The organism is Ktedonobacterales bacterium, assembly GCA_036557285.1.
Classification (GTDB): Bacteria; Chloroflexota; Ktedonobacteria; order Ktedonobacterales; family DATBGS01; genus DATBHW01.
In genome coordinates this window covers 38,737-55,609 of the sequence record DATBHW010000002.1, presented here as the reverse complement: position 1 = coordinate 55,609, position 16,873 = coordinate 38,737, and the positions used below count along the sequence as shown (strand labels likewise).

The 16,873-nt window shown below is 56.5% G+C and carries 15 protein-coding genes; 12 read left to right on the top strand and 3 right to left on the bottom strand.

Features of this window, described 5'->3' with window-relative positions:
- Together VH599_00415 and VH599_00410 are read left to right on the top strand one after the other, a co-directional pair.
- On the top strand, positions 1 to 360 hold a 360-nt coding region (locus VH599_00415; protein HEY7346747.1), incomplete at its 5' end, for a hypothetical protein.
- 245 nt (positions 361 to 605) lie between these two features.
- A complete protein-coding gene (locus tag VH599_00410) occupies positions 606 to 1,022 on the top strand; it encodes a response regulator (GenBank protein ID HEY7346746.1) in 417 nt (138 codons plus the stop codon).
- Between the two features lie 23 nt (positions 1,023 to 1,045).
- Here the strand turns inward: VH599_00410 and VH599_00405 are convergent, their stop codons facing one another.
- The 3 genes from VH599_00405 to VH599_00395 all read right to left on the bottom strand — a co-directional run bounded on the left by VH599_00405 (position 1,046) and on the right by VH599_00395 (position 4,093).
- Complete coding sequence (locus VH599_00405) at positions 1,046 to 1,549, bottom strand: carboxypeptidase-like regulatory domain-containing protein (GenBank protein HEY7346745.1); 504 nt, start codon at positions 1,547 to 1,549, stop codon at positions 1,046 to 1,048.
- Between the two features lie 84 nt (positions 1,550 to 1,633).
- On the bottom strand, positions 1,634 to 2,326 hold the full coding sequence (locus VH599_00400; GenBank protein HEY7346744.1) for an HAD family hydrolase: 693 nt from the start codon (positions 2,324 to 2,326) through the stop codon (positions 1,634 to 1,636).
- Positions 2,327 to 2,380: 54 nt separating this feature from the next.
- Entirely contained in the window at positions 2,381 to 4,093 is a 1,713-nt protein-coding gene (locus tag VH599_00395) for a S53 family peptidase (protein ID HEY7346743.1), read from the bottom strand.
- A gap of 175 nt (positions 4,094 to 4,268) precedes the next feature.
- Between VH599_00395 and VH599_00390 the strand changes: the two genes are divergently transcribed.
- From VH599_00390 to VH599_00345, 10 genes are all read left to right on the top strand, one after another.
- A complete protein-coding gene (locus VH599_00390; GenBank protein HEY7346742.1) occupies positions 4,269 to 5,084 on the top strand; it encodes an acyl-ACP thioesterase domain-containing protein in 816 nt (271 codons plus the stop codon).
- Between the two features lie 217 nt (positions 5,085 to 5,301).
- Positions 5,302 to 5,835 (top strand): hypothetical protein, encoded by a 534-nt coding sequence (locus tag VH599_00385; protein ID HEY7346741.1) that lies wholly within the window; start codon positions 5,302 to 5,304, stop codon positions 5,833 to 5,835.
- A 139-nt stretch (positions 5,836 to 5,974) separates the two neighbouring features.
- A complete protein-coding gene (locus VH599_00380; protein ID HEY7346740.1) occupies positions 5,975 to 6,385 on the top strand; it encodes an acyl-CoA thioesterase in 411 nt (136 codons plus the stop codon).
- 300 nt (positions 6,386 to 6,685) lie between these two features.
- Positions 6,686 to 7,030 (top strand): hypothetical protein, encoded by a 345-nt coding sequence (locus VH599_00375; protein ID HEY7346739.1) that lies wholly within the window; start codon positions 6,686 to 6,688, stop codon positions 7,028 to 7,030.
- Positions 7,031 to 7,217: 187 nt separating this feature from the next.
- A complete protein-coding gene (locus VH599_00370; protein HEY7346738.1) occupies positions 7,218 to 8,231 on the top strand; it encodes an SMC-Scp complex subunit ScpB in 1,014 nt (337 codons plus the stop codon).
- Positions 8,232 to 8,553: 322 nt separating this feature from the next.
- Complete coding sequence (locus tag VH599_00365; GenBank protein HEY7346737.1) at positions 8,554 to 9,402, top strand: AAA family ATPase; 849 nt, start codon at positions 8,554 to 8,556, stop codon at positions 9,400 to 9,402.
- A gap of 54 nt (positions 9,403 to 9,456) precedes the next feature.
- The gene (locus VH599_00360) at positions 9,457 to 10,395 is read left to right on the top strand and encodes a ParB/RepB/Spo0J family partition protein (protein ID HEY7346736.1); all 939 of its coding nucleotides are present in this window, start codon (positions 9,457 to 9,459) and stop codon (positions 10,393 to 10,395) included.
- A 901-nt stretch (positions 10,396 to 11,296) separates the two neighbouring features.
- Positions 11,297 to 13,408, top strand: coding sequence for a hypothetical protein (locus VH599_00355; GenBank protein ID HEY7346735.1), 2,112 nt, complete (start codon positions 11,297 to 11,299; stop codon positions 13,406 to 13,408).
- A gap of 171 nt (positions 13,409 to 13,579) precedes the next feature.
- Positions 13,580 to 15,049 (top strand): hypothetical protein, encoded by a 1,470-nt coding sequence (locus VH599_00350; protein HEY7346734.1) that lies wholly within the window; start codon positions 13,580 to 13,582, stop codon positions 15,047 to 15,049.
- Between the two features lie 121 nt (positions 15,050 to 15,170).
- The gene (locus VH599_00345) at positions 15,171 to 16,844 is read left to right on the top strand and encodes a PLP-dependent aminotransferase family protein (protein ID HEY7346733.1); all 1,674 of its coding nucleotides are present in this window, start codon (positions 15,171 to 15,173) and stop codon (positions 16,842 to 16,844) included.
- Positions 16,845 to 16,873 lie beyond the last annotated feature (29 nt).

The following is a 16,873-nucleotide window of genomic DNA, read 5'->3' as shown; positions in this document are numbered from 1 at the left end:
GGGCTGGGGAGTATTGTACCATTGAGACCCTCCGCCAGACCCCCCAGCGACCATATCTGTGAACCCTGCGGCCTCTCCGGGCCAGGGTTCCCCGATGTGGTCGTTCCATTTTCTCCGCCGCTTGTCGGCAGGAAAGGGGAGGCGCTCATGGTCTCGTCTCACGCATCTATCCCCTGGTACAACCTTCCGCCGCGCGCGTTCCCGGCCAAAGCCTGGCTGGAAAACCGCTATCCGTTTCGGGTCTCGCCCGCGTTCTTCATCCAGCCCAGGGGGCGCGCCACGCCTGCTGCCGCGTCAGGGCGGCGCGCGTTTCCCGCCAAAGTCTGGTCAGCGGGCCGTCAGCCGCAGCCCCACTGGTAGCGCCGCCTGGGGGCAGAGAGTCCGCGCAGGCGGACTGGCGACGTAGCTTCCAGGCGCGGGCGCGCGAGCGAGCGCAGCGAGCGAGAGTGCCGAGGCCCAGCCGAGGCAAGCGCCCGCCGCCGCAGGCGCGGCCTTCAGCCGCCAGAGCGGGGCGCAGGCGCGGCTGTAACAGCCCGCGCCCCGCTGGCCCGCAATATGCAAAGAGAAATATAGACGAGGCTGTGAGGAACAGAAGGGAGGTTGTTATGGCTCATGTATCAACCCATCACCCCAAACTGGCGCTGGTTGTTGATGATGAAGTAGAGTTGCTTGAAGTCCTCAAAGCAATCCTCGTAGAAGAAGCCGACTTTCGCGTCATCACCGCAGCACAGCCCGAACTGGTTGAGCCGCTCATAGAAACAGCGCCCCCGGAAGTCTTGCTGCTTGATCTGCGCCTGCCGGGGCAAAGCGGATGGGACATCCTGGCCTCGCTGCGCGCTAACCCACGCTTTCGCACGCTGCCGGTCCTCATCGTCAGCGCCGCTCACGATCTCGCCGCTCGCGCGGCAAAACTGAACGACCCCTGGGTTGATTTCCTTTCCAAGCCTGTTGATCTCGATGTGCTGCTGGATCGCGTCAACGCGCTCGTCAAGCGCCATGCCCAGCAGGCCAGCAGCCCATAGAGTATCATCCGGCGCAGCCTCGTTTAGCGAATCCCGGTATCCAACTCGATCTTCACCGATAGAGTCTGCCCGGCGGCAATTGTCACCTCTACAGGTTCTCGCTGCGCAGGGTACCCGCCGGGAACAGGCGCAACTTTCACCAGATACCTCCCTGGCGAAAGCAGAACCCTGAAATGCCCATTCTTATCAGTCGTCGTCGTGGCCGCCACCTTCCCACCAGGAGTCACAATCATTACCTGGCGGTCAGGCACTGGCCTGGGTGGGCATGGCTGTTCCGCTGTGGCTACCGGACACGTAGGGCCAGCCACCACATCACCATTCAGTGTCCCCTGATCCGCATCCTCGTGCCCAGGCGTAGGCGTTGCCGTGGCGCTCGCCGTAGTCTGAGGCTCATTCCCACCTGCCGTACTCTGGCCCGCGCTCCTGCCACCAGGCGCGCAGGCCACCAGACCCAACAAAACCCCAGCGGCCAGAAGCAAACCCGGCGTTAGCCACAAAGAACGACGAAAGAAGAATCTGTGCTGCATAACACCCTCCTGTATTATGTCAAGGGCTTGCCCCTGAGCAAAACCCTCACACAAGAGACGCCAGAGCGCAGCCAGAAGTTCCCCTTATCGTGCGCTTGCTCCCTGCCCCTCGAACTGCTCTCGACGCGCTTGCCGCGCCTCACGAATCGTCGCTATTGACAAGTCTGCTGGCGGCTCGCCACGCGCAGGCATCACACGCGCATATTTGCCCTGGCGCACATGCACCGTCGTAAGCGATTCCCCCATCCGAGACTTCATCGCGCTGAGCAAGGTCGGCTTATCGTCAATCATCACATAATGCTCAGCAGGAAAAAGCGCCCGTATCTCATCAACATGCTCTTCCTTGTGCAGATAGAGCGCCACCCGCCCCTGAACCGCTGCCGATATACCGCTTCGCACAATCTTCAAGCCTTGAAACGACGCATCGCCATCCGAGGTAATGGCCGTCGTCCCCAGCGTTCGCAGATACGCCAGCGTCTCCAGAGCCTCTGGATAGAGATACGCGCGAAACGGAAACGACAGATAATAGTTGGAAAGCTGGAACAGCCTCTCACCAGAAAACTGCCCCGCAAACTCACGCGCAAAGCGCGCCAGCGTCAGCGGATAATCAACCACATCCGCTTCCCGGCGCACCTCCTCGTATAATTCCCAAAAACGGGAGGCCGCTGCCTCACCCAGCAGATCGCGCAAATACGCCGCCTGATCGTCCTTCGCCTTATCGTTATCGAGCAACGTATTATCCACATCAATCAAAAACGCCAGAGAAGGGATCGGCATACAGCCTCCTGTTCCAGGGTCAGAGACGCCCCAGGCGTCCTATCTTGTTTGCGGCTAAGGCGTATTACCAACCGTTTGCACCGCTTGAATCAACGCGGGCAACAGTTGATCTGCAATCGGCGTACCCCAACCCGTCACCAGATCGTAGCCAGTCACCGCCGCATAGCCCGCGACGCGCTGAAAATTGTTATTGCCCTTTGTAATATCATGGAAAGCCTGGCCCTTCAAGCTGTACAGCCCTGGCTGGATATACCCAAGAGGCCCGCCGCCCGCCTGAGCACTCATCTGATCCGCAATCGCAATCAACCCCGCCCAGCATGGTGAACTCGCGCTCGTACCACCAATCAGGTTCCAGTGCGGCCACTTGGATACATCAATGGTTCCAAAATCAGACGTTTCATAGAGCAGGTAATTCACATCTGCCGGGAAGGCCAGATCAGGAAGACCCCGTTTCCCCTGGAACATCCCTTGATCTGGCACATTCTTCTGATACGCTGGCTCGCCATACAGCGCGCTCAATCCACCACCTGTCGAGCCGCCATTATTATTCCAGGTGGTCTCGCTCCCATACACCCCGTTCTCATCTTGAATAGTCAGCGATGTGCCACCAATCGCCAGCACATAGGGATCAGAAGCCGGCCAGGAGACGTTCGGCTTGTCCCAAAACAGATTATGATTCACGTAATCATTTGGGTTCGTCGCCCCATTGTCTCCAGACGACGCCATCACCGTAACCCCCATGCTCGCCGCTCGCTTGAAAATCTCGTGCGCCGCGTCGTACTCCTTCTGCTCGTTCGTCTTGTCAACCGCCGTATCGGTACGAGTACCCAACTCGCTGCCGCCATAACTGATGGAAATAATATTCCCCAGCTTCTTATCCAGCGCATAAGCAACAGGGTCTTCCAGATCATACAGGCCGCATGACGGCGCATTCTTGGGTACCGGGAAATACTTCAGTTCTTTGTTTGGCCCAACCACCACCACAATACTCGCGCCAGGAGCCATAGCATGGCTCCATTCCACATCCAGCGCAGTTTCAATCTGCAAGCCATCCAAGTCATTAAAATCAGAGCACTTGTATGGGGTAGGCGGCCCAAACGGTTGAACAATCTTAAAGCTAGGCGGATCAGGCAAGCCCCAGGCTTTGTCAAACGCCTGCAAGTCCTTTTCGACATGATCCGTATTCCCCGCCGCAATAATCACAATCGTCTGGCCCTTGCCATCATAGCCTTGCGCATAAAGCGCATTCAAGCTAAAGGCTTGCTGCATCTCTTGTGGGCTATAGCAGGGAATCACCACGACGGTATTACACTGCCTGGTCGTTGGAGCGGTACCGTCTGGCTTGAATGCCGACCCTGATGAGGATGGTGTCCCCGTCGGCGCAGGTGTGGTCCCTCCTGGTGTCGCCGTAGCCTGGGGAGTTCTGGTCGTTGGGGCAGGCGCGCGTGACAGCGCATACAGCACCAGCGGAACCAGAATGACCAGCAAAGCCAGCCCACCAAGCGCCATAATCAAAAAGGGTGAAGTCTTGCTGGGTGGCGGCGGGTTGGGAACAAAGCCTGGCGTCTGCCCTGGCGCGCCTGGATAGCTGCCCTGCCCAGGGGGCGGCATAGTTCCTGGCTGCCAATATCCTGGCCCGCCGCCTGGCCCCACTGGAGGCTGCGTTGGGTAGCCAGCCGGTGGCGGCTGTGGTGAAGGCCACCCCCCTGCGCCGCCAAACTCACGAAACGTATCGGGTGAGGGGGGAGGATACTCGTTATCTGCCATATGGAAGTTCTTCCTTCTTTGTCATACTCTACGCCAGAATGCTCGTGGTTTCTATCATACAGCACATGGGCCTTCCGCGCTAGAGGCAGACCATTTTCCCGCGCCGCAGCCTTGACAGGTCGCCCTCCAGAGCGTACTCTGGCAGGGAAACGTCTCACCTTTTGAGGAAAGTCATATGGGTTTGAGCCATTATCATACCTCTTTCGGCGTTCGCAGCTATGAAACTGGGCGTCTCGGCATCATCTCAACTGGAACCTTGCTCCGCTATCTTGAACATGTCGCCACCGAAGCCTCCGCCGCCGCAGGCTTTCCACGCTCCTGGTATGACGAACAGGACTCCGCCTGGGTAGTCCGCCAGATGACACTCGAAGTGGACCAGCCTATCGTGCTGACCGACGAACTCAACTTCGATACCTGGCCTTCTCAATACGCCCGTATCCAGGCATACCGTGAATATCTCGTCACCAGCCAGAACAGCGATCATCTTCTCGCCCGCGCTCGCGCCCATTGGGTCTATGTCGGGCGGCAGCGCGGCTTGCCCATCCGGCTCCCGGCAGAGATACCCGAACAGGCTATCCCCGACCCACAAACGGTTACGTTTTCCGCCTTACCCATCATTACGCCGCCAGGAGACACCCTGCCCACCTTTCATCAGAGCCTGATAGCTCGCAGCTACGAAGCTGACATCGTTGGACACATCAATAACACCATCTATATTGATTGGCTGGAAGAAGCCATACACAGCGCCTTTGCTCAGCTTCCAGTTGACCTCATCGGCCAGCACGCAGAACAGCGTCACAACCTGCGCGCCTTCTTGCAGCGCGGCGTCATAGACTATATGAAGCCCGCCCTCCCAGGCGACACCCTTGAGATCATCACCACCTGCACCGGCAGCTACCCTCATGGCCTGGCCTGGTCCCAGGTCATCCAGAGAAAGGACTCTGAAGAACCCATCATTCACGCAGATACCTGCTGGTCCTGGCTCCCCTAGCCCTTCTAGCGCAAAACTGGTAAAAACCCACCCATTGCTGCTACAATGGCTGTGTCCTTGACACACATGTACTGCTTGATACGTCTAGCATGGTGAAGAAGTATAGAACAAGTGCATCTCTTGCTTATCCTCATGCTTTCATGAGAGAATAACCTGCGCAAAGGAGGTTGGCGCTCGCTTCCGGCTGGCCGTCGGGGTATCAGCGCCGTCCATTCTGATGAATCTATCATCCTGGCGCCGACTATCCCAACTGGCCGCCTTTGGCCTGGCGCTTCTCTTAGGTCTGAGCGCCTGTCTGGACCTGGGTACGACACCAGGCGCCCAGGCGACTATTAGCATCAACAACAGCTCTAACAGCCTTACACCAACACCCACTGCGCCACCCTATAAGGTCGGCGCCTATGTGAGCAACAGCACCCTCACCAACTCAAGCGGAAATATTATCGTCTACGTCATCTTCCATCATGGGCAACTCCCGCAGAAAGGTGGAAAGGTGAGCCTTTACTTCCACTTTGAGAATGGTGGGGGCATTACATCACTCAACAATCAGGCTGGAACGAGAACCACCGGCTCGGACGGATTTGCCAGCTTCCCCATCAGCTTCAGGGGTCTTCCAGCCAACATGCCGATCAGCATTGATGTTACCGTCCGCTTCTCCGGCATCTCAACCATTGTGGCAAAGGATGCCGCCTCTTTTAGCATTGTCAACATTGGTCCCAGCGCCACCCCCTCTCCAGGCGCTGGTGGATAAACGAAACGTCACTGCCAGCGTAAGATCGCGCAACTACCAGACTGGAGCACTCACGCGATCTTGCGCTGGCAGCAGCGAATGTGAGCAGCACGCGATTTCTTTCCTTAACACGCGGGAATGCTTCTATGAGAATACTTCTATGAGCAGGAACACGATCCACTATCAGGTCCAATGGGGTGATACGGATGCTGCTGGCATTGTCTTCTACCCCAACTTCTTCCGCTGGTTCGATCACGCGGCGCTGGAGTTTCTGCGCTCGTTAGGGGCGCCGCTGGAGATGCTGAAAACGCACTACCATGTCCTGGCGCCTGTTATCGAAGTCGGCTGCCGTTTTCAGAAGCCGCTGCGCTATCATGATCTGCTGACCATTGAAACGACCGCTACCGAGGTACGCACGCGCTCATTCCGTCTGGAGCATCGTGTACTGCGAGACAATGAAGTTGCTGGCATCGGCTATGAAGTGCGCGGGCTGGCGCGCATCCCAACCGACGACCAGAGCAAACTTGAACTTATCCCTATTCCCGATCATATCCGCGCGCTCCTGCGTTAGAAGCGCGTCTTGTTCCAGCGATCCACAGACGAGACCTCCTCTTTTCTGCTGACAAATTCAGAAAAATATGGTATGCTTCGTTTGTGAGGCATTCGGGCAAAAAGCAAGCCGCGTCGGCGCTTCTTTGTCCTGGCGGCATGAATCTGCTCAACGATTTATAACGGTCTTCAGTGCCAGCCGCTCTGCCAAGCACCTGCAACAGAATCAGGGAGACAAGGGAGTCTCATCCTTCTGAGGCTATGCCCGACCGAATGGCGCCGAAGCTAACACGGTCCGGTTGACGAGAGAAAGGAAGACCCCATGCAGGAAATCGGACACCTTAGCATCAGCCTGACTGATCTCCCCGACCTGGACGATCATCCCTTTGTAAAGCGTCTGCCCGATACCCGGCATAATGTCTTGCTGCATCATCGAGTCGTGTCAGGCGCGGATGCCTGGCATGTCATTACGCGACGGCTTCTGGATATTGCTTTGCCCGAAGCGGACAATGCCTGGAGCTACGAGACGGCCATCTTTCCAGAGCATTTGCCCAATCAGCCTGATCTGGCACGTGGACGTTACACACGCTACGCTATGCAGCGGGCTGCAATATCAGGACACGGCCACAGTATCCAGCGGCTTCTCCAACGGCAAGCGACAGCGTAGCAGGTATTCCACAATAGCTCGGTAGCAGAAGCAGGAGAGACTCGCCAGTCTTTGCGCGAGTCTCTCCTGCTTTTCTTTGTGGCAGAGGGGCCGTTTTAGGTATATACTTGGAATTGTCATATACGACAATTCCAAAAGGTGATCCTTGAAGCCTGACGGAAAGGCGCTGGAGAAAGCAAGGTAGAGCATGAAACCAGAGCAGAAACAAAGCGACCCCGGAGAAGCGCTCCACTCTCAAGGAGAGCTTTCCGGTGAGCAGCGGCCAGGCAGCGCAGGTGATGCGCCTTCCAGCAAGCAAGAAATCATTAGCCCAAAGGAAATGCGGCGATGGGGGGAGGCGATTCGCCAGCGTCGGCGCGATCTGGACTTGACATTGAAGCAGTTGGCCGAGGTCACAGGCGTTTCTTTTGGCTATCTGGCAAAGCTGGAACGTGGCGATCCTGATGCGAAGAATCCAACACGCCTGGTGATTGATGCCCTGCGCGCAGCTCTTAATGTTTCCGCGCCTGGGGGCGTGCAATTATCGAGAACGGCGCTGGCATCCTGGCGTAGCGGGCTGACCCAGCAGGCGATCACAGCGACTCATGACCACCGAGAAGGAGAGGCTGCATCAATACCTGAAACGCATACAGCCCAGCAGCGTTGGCAGGTTGCAGAAGCGCTCCTGCTGATCTGTGGACGATTAAGTGCTGCACAGCTTGCTGCCGGTTTAGATTGCGCATTATTTGAGGTTGAAGAAACCATCCAGGCGCTACGTGGGCATCTTATGGGGCATGGGGTAGTCATTCAGGAGATGAACGGGGAGTATCAACTTGCTTCGGACGCAGCTTTCGCTCCTGCGCTGCGACTTGCGCTGACAGCCATTGGCCTGGCGCCTCGCAGGCAAACACAGCTTACCCAGGCCCAACGGGAGGTGCTGGCATTAGTGATCATGCACCAACCGATCACCCGCGCAGCGATTGAACGCTATCGCGGCGTGGACAGCGAAAAGCCGCTGCATGCGCTCATCGAAGCGGAGTTGGTAACGTTCCTTTCGACGACCACGCCTCATGGCGCTCGCCAATATATCTCTACGCTCAGGGTACTGGAGGAATCGGGGTACAGTTCTTTAGATGCTCTCCACCAGGCCATAGGCAAAGATATGTCCCTGCCGATGATTCAATCAGGAGGGCAGGAGAGCGAAACCACTCAATCTGGCTGATCTTTTGTTCCAGTGAAACAAAGAGCGATTGATCTCTGGCAAAAACGCTCCATTTTCTCTTGTGCTTTCAATCAGCGTGTGCTACCATAACTTCAGGTTGAGGCGGTCTTACATAAGACCACCTGAGTATGTTGAGAGCAAAGTGGTCTTACGTAAGACCACTTGAGCGTCAAACGGGTGCTCTATCCGCCGTCGCCAGGAGACGCTCTTGCTTCGTTGAGGCGTGCTACCTGGCTTTCAGAGGCTTGACGAACATCTCGCCGCCTGATAGATGCGCGACATGCTGGCGGAGCCATTCCGTCATAGAGAGGGTTCATGCCCTATGTCCACCACAGAAGCGAACGGTGTAGTTTATGCCATCGCCAATCAGAAGGGTGGGGTTGGCAAAACCACCACCACCTTAAATCTAGGAGCAGCCTTACATGAACGCGGGCGGCGTGTCTTGCTCGTTGATTGGGATCCCCAAGCCAGCCTTACGATAGCGATGGGCGTCAACCCTGAAGATCTAGAGCAGACTATCTACGACGCGCTTATGGCTTCCACACGCGATGAGCAAGTGCCACGTCTGGAGGATGTGATTCTTCACACCGCGATTGGCCCCAATCTTGCGCCAGCAAACATTGGGCTTTGCCAGGCCGAGCTTGACCTGTATCACGCCCAGCTTGGTGAATTGATCCTAACGGATCTGCTGGAACCAGCGCGGCACAGCTATGATTATATCTTGATTGATTGCCTCCCATCGCTGGGCATTTTAACTGTGAACGCGCTGGCCGCCGCCAATACCGTCATTATCCCCATGCAGACGGAATATCTGGCGATGAAGGGCGTGGGGCTGCTTCTCAAAACAATCCAGACCGTCAAGCGTATTAACAAGGGCTTGAAGGTCGGCGGCGTCTTGCTGACGATGGCCGATACACGGACCGTCCACAGCCGCGATGTAATCTCCTCTACCCGCGAATCATTGCTCGGCCAGGTGCCAATTTATAACTCGGTCATCAAAAGCAATGTGCGCTTGAAAGAAGCGCCTATTGTCGCTCAAAGTGTGCTCGCTTACGATACCACCGCCAATGTTTCTGTCGCCTATCGACAGCTTGCAGAAGAAGTTGAGCGTGAATGCGGGAGGCTTCCTGCTATCTCAGCCGTTAAAGCAGTCGGCCATCAGAAGGGATAACGACACATGCCGCAACAGAGAGCGCGTCTCAGTACCGATATAGCAAAGCATCAGTTGGGCTTGAATGTTGGTTCTCCTATTTTGGCAGAAATTGCCAAGGGGTCTGGACCCGCAACTGAAGAAAGAACGCTTGAGAAGGTAGCCATCGATCTGATTAAGTCGAACCCTTTTCAGCCCCGGCGTGATTTTGATGAGATAGGGCTGGGGGAGTTGGCCGAAGTGATGAAATCCATGGGCTTCTTTGGCGCGCTGCTTGGACGTCGGCAACATCGCCATATTGAACTTGCTTACGGCGAACGTCGGGTGCGCGCAGCCAGGATGGCTGGGCTTGAAGAGATTCCGATGGAAATTCGGGATCTCTCCGACGAGGATATGTTCAATATCGCTCTGGTGGAGAACGAGCAACGCCGCGACCTGACCCAACTGGAAGTGGGCGAGGCAATTCTGCGCGCCAAAGAACAGTTCAACCTCAGCGAGCGTGACATTGCCGCGCGGCTGGGCAAAAGCAAAGGCTATGTGCGCAACCGCATCGAGACGGCCATGCTCCCTGATGACTTGAAAGAGAAATTGCGTACCACCTCTGAGGACACCTTCTCAGCCAGCCACGCCCGCGAACTGGATCGGATCAAAGACCCTTTCATGCGAGCGGTGACGACGAGCAAAGTTATTCATGAAGGCCTGAATTACCAGGAAACGAAAGCTGCTGTTGATCGCACGCTGGGCTTGACTGGGGAAAGTGCTCATGTGGATGATTCGACGTTGGATGAATCGGGTTTTGATGATGAGGACGAGGTGATTGGGACAAACGATGCCCCACTCCGCCAGCAGCGGGAGCCAGTTCGAGGAATAGACCGCCTCCGCCAGCAGACCGAGCGCATCCTCCGCACCATCGAGTTGCTTGCCAACGATACACGAATTGATCGACAAGAACTGCGGGGAGCTTTAGAGCAGTTGTATTCAAGTGTTTTCGACTGGGCAAGCGATCTCAGTTAACTGCTCTCCGGCATCTGGCTTTCCAGGGGGTTTCGCGGGTAGCACTAAAGGGAAAAGCGCCTGCGAAACCCCCTTTCGCGGGTAGCACTAAAGATTTTCGCGGGTAGCACTAAAGATTTTCCTCATTATATGCTCATTTGCGCTGATTTTCCTGCGCTTTCGCGGGTAGCACTAAATAGCCGATTGGTTTTTCTTTTGCTTTCGCGGGTAGGACTAAAGATTTTCGCGGGTAGGGCTAAAGAAGACGCCGTTCCTTTCGCGGGTAGGACTAAAGATTTTCGCGGGTAGCACTAAAGGGAAAAGCCTTCTTTTCGCGGGTAGCACTAAAGAAAGTGGCTCTTTTTTCGTGGGTAGGACTAAATTTCTTTCGCGGGTAGGACTAAATTTGATAGAACGCGCGGTGTCAGGCTACAATTGGTTTCACGCCCACCCTCGCGCCCTCTGTATAGTAATATATTTTGTATAGTAATTACTTGTATAATAAATCTCTTGTATACAAAAGGCTGGAGGAAAAGAGAGAAAGAAGAAAAAATATAGAAGCCTCATGACCTTCTCCGGGCAGCATGAGCCAAAGTACAAAAGTAATAGCTCATTGCTTTCTCTTTTTCTACATGGTATACTTGTAATCGCATCTTCCAATGCGCAGCGTTGTTTCTCTTAGCTCTTGCAATGTGGGAACTTTGGCTGAGAGTGAGTTCTTCGATGCCCGCAGGTACATACCTGACGTAACTAAATCGTTCTGAACCATTCCCTGCCTTTATCGCTACCCACGAAAAACTTTACGCCATGCAAAAACGAAGTAGTGATTTCAGACGCCCCGGATGATCAAAGTGATCTCCGGGGCGTCTTCTTTAGCCCTACCCGCGAAAATCTTTAGCCCTACCCGCGAAAGGGGGATCGTATGGAGCAGCGTGCAAGGTCCGACACAAAAGGAACGCAAAGCGATCACGAGCAGTTGGCAGCAAGCAAAGCCTGGCGAGTGAAGTCGGCGCCGACTTCACGGCGACGCAAACGCCAGGGTGCTCGTGAGGCTGCGCCGCTTTCCCTCTTTTCTGAAACTGCGCCGAGAGAGGGCGCAGCAGCGCCTGTTGATCGAGGGGGGGCCGTTGGAGGAAAGCCTGTTCCTATAGTCGAAAGAGGGCAGAATCTCGAACAAACAGTAGCTGATGTTGAGCAACTGGTCGAAGATACCGACCCATTGCTGGATGCACCCTCACTCTGGGATCTCCCGTTTCCCCCCTGGCCCCCTAGCCCGGAGCTATCAGAGTTGCCCAATCAACTACCACCTTCCATGCCCGTTCTTGCCTTGCCTGTCTCTACGATGGAGGCGCATGCTGATGGCGCAGGACGAGACCTGCTTGAGTTTTATGGTGTGGTGCCTCGTACTCGTGCCGATGACCCTGAGGAGGAGCGTCGTTTTCGCGCGCGCATTCTGATGGAAGCTCGCAGGGGAGTGATTGCCGTTGATGGCCTGTATACGCGCAAAGCCGATTTGCATCTTGGCCCTATGCCTAAAGGAGAAATCATTGGTCGTCAGCGATGGGTAGCGCGTAAGGGCGATATGCGCCTGGAGATCGCTCTAGATCGCATTCAAGATGAGATCGAATCGGCTGCTCAGCGTGAGGGCGTGGCCGTTGCCGATCTTTCTACGCAGGCCCTGCTGGTGACTGCGGTTGATGTGGCTTTGATGATGGTTGGGGAATGGGCAGCCAAGATTATGCTGGGGTTATATGAAGCCGCAAATGATTGTTGGCGGTCCCCACTCTTCAATCTCGATGTCAATGCCTTTCTGACCAAATTGGGGCGCAAACCAGAGGTCAAAGTGGATGCGGATGGCGCAGCCCGCGAGTATCATCGGAGCGAGGCGCGCGCGGATTTCTGGAATACGATGCGGGCGCTTTCAGCGGTCTCGCTGGAAATTGTGCGTACTATTCGCCACCCCGACGGAACGATTGCCGATGATACGATTGAGCGCCCCCTGGTCTTCCTCTTCGGCGGCACGTATCCCCACAGGGATAACCCGGAGGGCCGCAGGCGCGCGCCTTCGCATGTGAAGGTAGCGCTTGGCTGGTATACGGGAGTGCGGCAGCTTGATGGCCGCCCTGGTACAGATTATGTGCCAGCCGAGCGGCTTCAGCCTGGCCGCGGACATGCTCAGCATCATGCGACCCGCGAGCGGTTGCGCCGACGGCTCCTGTTGTATGCGCACTATCGCTTGCAAGAGATGCGCGCGAGTAACCAGACTGTGCCACCGCCAGAAGGGTATGTGCTGGTGCGCCTGCGCCGCAAAACGGCGCTGGAGCGGGCTGGCATCACGACGGCTAATGTGACCTTACAGCGTAATTCGCTCATGAAAGCTCTGGAGAAATTACGCGTGGCAGGTGTCATCTATGGTCATGGGGAGATTCCTCGTAAGCCTGATGATAGCTTTGAAATTCAGGTGAACTGCAAACTGCTGATGGATGAGCGCGGCCATTTGCGCGATCTTATTGATCTTCAAGATGATCTGGGGGTTGAATTGGGTACAGTCGTTCTCAGCGGCGCTGTTGGCCGCGAGAGCGAGGTAACTTCGGCGCTGGAGCGGGATGGAGAGGTTGACATCGAGGCAGAGTCTGGTGGTGATTTGTTTACCGAGCTGGTTGATGATCCTGAATGGACGGGACAGCTCAGCCGTTTTGTGCCTGATGCGGAAGGCACGCGTGATGGCCGCCAGAACCGCGATGTGCAAATGCTCTGGGGATTTGTGCGCGATGCGCTGCGGCCTGGCCTGAATACAGCCCGCCGCCAGCATCTCGATTCTCTGGTGCCAGCCTGGAACCCGACGAACCCCCGTGAACTGGCGCTGCTTGGGAGTTCTAGCTACACCGTTCGCTTCACCAGTATGGCGCTGGCGCGTGACATCAATGAATTGATCAGCAAACTCTTGAGTCGCTTCTTTGATCACGCCCGATTTGTTTTCGTACCTCAAGAGGTGATTGAACAGGTTCAGGCTGCGGCCAATGAGGCGCACTGAGTCAGGAACTAATGACCGGCTGGTCTTACATAAGACCACCAGGAAGTATCGGAGCTGCATCGCCTCTTTGCTTGACAAAGCGCCAGGTCGTGTCCGATGCTGTGCTGTGGTAATAGCGCAGAGAAATCTTATGATGTGAAAATATGTATGTTTTGGTAGAGAGCGTTCTATATGTCGGTTCGCCGTAATCCCACTGGATATTGGCTCCCAATATTAGTTGGTGTGATAGGGTTGTTGGCGCTTGTCTTTGGCAGCGCGCCTGCTCGCGCTGCTGGATACGATGCAGGCCCCGTCGTTACCCTCCAATTTCAGACGCACTTGCGTTCTCGCCCTTTCTGGCTGGACTATCATGCTCCGAAGTCGCGGTACTTCGCCACGTTGGATGCCTGCGTAGACCCTCTGTTTGTGACGATCTCTTCAAGGGCGCGCGATTTTGGGAACTGCTTTGTGCTGCAAGCTGCCATGCCGGACTATACGCCGATCAGCGTGCCTGAAGACGACGAGTATCTTCGCTTCAATGAGATTACTTATTGGACCAGGCCGGTGCAGGTCATTATGCCTGATCAGTTTGCGCATACTATGGAGTTCACTACCCAGTATGTGTTTCATGACCGCGAGCAATCTGCTCCAGGGGGCGGGCCACTGGTCCTGAGCCATAGTGTGGTGCTGTCGAGCCTGTTGACTATCAGTGCTTCGGATGGCGAGGTGGATGTACTCATGGACGGCAATATTCCCCATGCGCAAAGTGTTCATTTCGTTTTCCATCCGATCGGGACATATGATCAGAACATGACCTTTTGGGGTTGTCTGCGCCGCCCAGCGCAAGGGGTGCTATCTGCCTATTGCGCGCAATTGGGGGAGCTTCCTGATGGGACATTTCAGATTGATGCAAAACTTCCAGCAGTCTACCAACCGGCAAGCCTCTTTGGCCCGGATGTGGACCCGCTGCTGGAAGGCACAAATATCCAGATGACGATTGTTGCGGCCCCTGCCGGGTCAGTATTTCCAGATGCCCAGCCGGCGCCACCCCTGTTTAGCGGGCATCCAGAAGATCAGATTGTGACTCCTGCTGGCGCCGCTCGTGATTGCGCAATGGCGTCGGCGCTGGTGTATGCCCACCAGACGCTTGAGTGCAGCGCGTCAATTAAACGTGATGCGCTGGGCCAACCCTATCTCTTTTCTACTAAAGTGAATGCCTATATTGGCTCTCCCCCTTCTTTTGCTCAGAAGTTGTGCTTGTTCTGTACCAGTACACAGCCCTGGCCGTATGCCGGGCCAGTCTTGCTGGCGTTGCTGCTGCTGCTGCTGGGCGCGGGCGGCATTACAACCCTGATGTATCTAGGACGTGTGCCTCTGCCCATAGGTTCCAGGCGACCATTGGCCCACCAGCCCATGTTTGTTTCTAGCTCGCTGCTGGCTGTCGTCTCCCTGGTGTTTCTGGTGAGCCTGGCTGTTCAGTTTCGCACCGGTTCTCAACCGGCTGTGCCTGGCGAGATTATTCTTGAGATGACCCCCGGCGCGTCTCCGGTAGCCAATGATGTGCCGCCAACGCCTACCCCAACGCCGAGTCCGACACCAACCCCTAGCCCAACTCCCAGCCCGACTGTTCCATCTGGCCCAACTCCCACTCCTACGCCATAGGAAGAGGGAGAAAGGCCAAATTGGATGGTTAAATACCCACCTATTGGATGTTGACTTTTCCTATTGGATGGATACAATAAGGGAAGAGTCGCTGCTTTATGCTAAAAGGGGATAGGAGTTGATGAATCACTCCCTGCCGATTGAACTTGATCGCGGGCCGCATGCCGCGCCGCTCTATATCCAGATTCGTGAGCGTTTAGCCCTGTTGATCCGGCGCGGCGATTTGAGCGCTGGCACGCGGCTTCCGCCTGAGCGCGAACTGGCAGATCGGTTGCATGTCAACCGAACGACGGTGGTTCGTGCGTATGGTGATCTCGCTGCGGCTGGTCTGGTACACGCGCATGTAGGGCGCGGAACGATTGTGCAGGCTGCCAGCGAACCAGTCAGAAGCCCTACGAAAGCCAGTTTTGCTGGCGGGAACAGCGCCAGCTTCCCCGGTGCTTTTTCCTGGGCCGCGTATCTGCGGGAGACGAGCATCAGCGCATCAACAGAAATGGGCCTGGGGAGCGCGCTGCAATCTTCGCCTCTGGTCAATCGGCCTGAAATCAGTCAGGGCGATACATTGCTGGCCGACGTAGTTGCGCTGGCTTCGCGCGCTGATGTGATCTCGCTAGCGGCTGGCACGCCCGATCCCGCGTTCTATCCAGTAGATGAGTTTTGTACGGCGCTGACTTCGGAGCTTCGCGCCAGCGGCGGCCAGTTGCTTCAGCATTGCCCGATTGAGGGGTTGGAAGCGTTGCGCGCCTCGCTGGCCTCCTGGCTCAACCGGCGCTGGCGGGAATTACGCCAGGCGAGCGGATTGGCTGCCGGACAGGGGATGCCGCTTGAGCCGGAGCATTTGATGGTGCTTTCGGGTTCGCAACAGGGTCTCTGGCTGGTAGCGCGAGGGCTGCTGGCGCCAGGGGATACGGTGCTGGTGGAGACGCCAACCTACCTAGGCGCGCTGCGTGTCTTTGCGGCGGCAGGGCTGCGTACTGTGGGGGTTGCCTGCGATCAGGAAGGTATGGAGCCAGAAGCCCTGCGTGGGGCGCTGGAACGCTACCGCCCGCGCTTGATTTACTGCCTGCCGACGTTCCAGAATCCGAGCGGTACGACGATGGGTTTGAGACGCCGCCTCGCGCTGCTGGAGTTGGCGCAGCACTATCAAACGCCGATTTTGGAAGATGATCCCTATGGGGAGCTGTTTTACTCGGAAGCGCCCCCGCCCTCATTGTCGGCGCTGGATCAGAGCGGCTCGACGTTGTATCTAGGTACCTGCTCGAAGATATTATTTCCTGGGGCGCGTCTGGGCTGGATTGCCGCGCCGCGCCCGGTGATTGCACAGTTGAGTCTCTTGCGTCAATATATCGATCTGCATGCCAATACTCCGGCGCAGGTAGCATTGGATGGCTTTCTGCGCGAGGGGGTGCTGGATACGCATCTGGCGCGTGTGCGCGGGCGCTATCGTGAGAAGCGCGATCTGCTGGCGGGGGCGTTGGAAACGGCGGGGCGCGGGCTGCTGCGCTGGCAGACGCCAGAGGGCGGCTATTATCTCTGGTGTGCCCTAGAGGGCGGGCTACTGGCGCGCGATGCACAGGACGAAGCCGCGCGCCTGGGCGTGGCGTTTGTGCCTGGGGATGCATTTTATGCCAGCGGGGGCGGAGAGCGTCATTTGCGCTTGAACTTTACCGGCCCTGATGCGGCTTCGCTGGAGGAAGGGGCCAGGCGCATAGGCATCGCGCTGGAGCGACTGACTCGTCGGGCGCGTCGAGAGGAGCGCCCTCCGGCGCTGGTGGCGCGGCGACCACTGGTATAACGGATATTTTTGCTCATCAGTAGTTTTGA

What these genes read in the sequence shown, in the direction of transcription:
- VH599_00410 (HEY7346746.1), top strand. Translation starts at nt 606, where the DNA reads ATGGCTCATGTATCAACCCATCACCCCAAACTGGCGCTGGTTGTTGAT.
- VH599_00405 (HEY7346745.1), bottom strand. Translation starts at nt 1,549, where the DNA reads ATGCAGCACAGATTCTTCTTTCGTCGTTCTTTGTGGCTAACGCCGGGT.
- VH599_00400 (HEY7346744.1), bottom strand. Translation starts at nt 2,326, where the DNA reads ATGCCGATCCCTTCTCTGGCGTTTTTGATTGATGTGGATAATACGTTG.
- VH599_00395 (HEY7346743.1), bottom strand. Translation starts at nt 4,093, where the DNA reads ATGGCAGATAACGAGTATCCTCCCCCCTCACCCGATACGTTTCGTGAG.
- VH599_00390 (HEY7346742.1), top strand. Translation starts at nt 4,269, where the DNA reads ATGGGTTTGAGCCATTATCATACCTCTTTCGGCGTTCGCAGCTATGAA.
- VH599_00385 (HEY7346741.1), top strand. Translation starts at nt 5,302, where the DNA reads ATGAATCTATCATCCTGGCGCCGACTATCCCAACTGGCCGCCTTTGGC.
- VH599_00380 (HEY7346740.1), top strand. Translation starts at nt 5,975, where the DNA reads ATGAGCAGGAACACGATCCACTATCAGGTCCAATGGGGTGATACGGAT.
- VH599_00375 (HEY7346739.1), top strand. Translation starts at nt 6,686, where the DNA reads ATGCAGGAAATCGGACACCTTAGCATCAGCCTGACTGATCTCCCCGAC.
- VH599_00370 (HEY7346738.1), top strand. Translation starts at nt 7,218, where the DNA reads ATGAAACCAGAGCAGAAACAAAGCGACCCCGGAGAAGCGCTCCACTCT.
- VH599_00365 (HEY7346737.1), top strand. Translation starts at nt 8,554, where the DNA reads ATGTCCACCACAGAAGCGAACGGTGTAGTTTATGCCATCGCCAATCAG.
- VH599_00355 (HEY7346735.1), top strand. Translation starts at nt 11,297, where the DNA reads ATGGAGCAGCGTGCAAGGTCCGACACAAAAGGAACGCAAAGCGATCAC.
- VH599_00350 (HEY7346734.1), top strand. Translation starts at nt 13,580, where the DNA reads ATGTCGGTTCGCCGTAATCCCACTGGATATTGGCTCCCAATATTAGTT.
- VH599_00345 (HEY7346733.1), top strand. Translation starts at nt 15,171, where the DNA reads ATGAATCACTCCCTGCCGATTGAACTTGATCGCGGGCCGCATGCCGCG.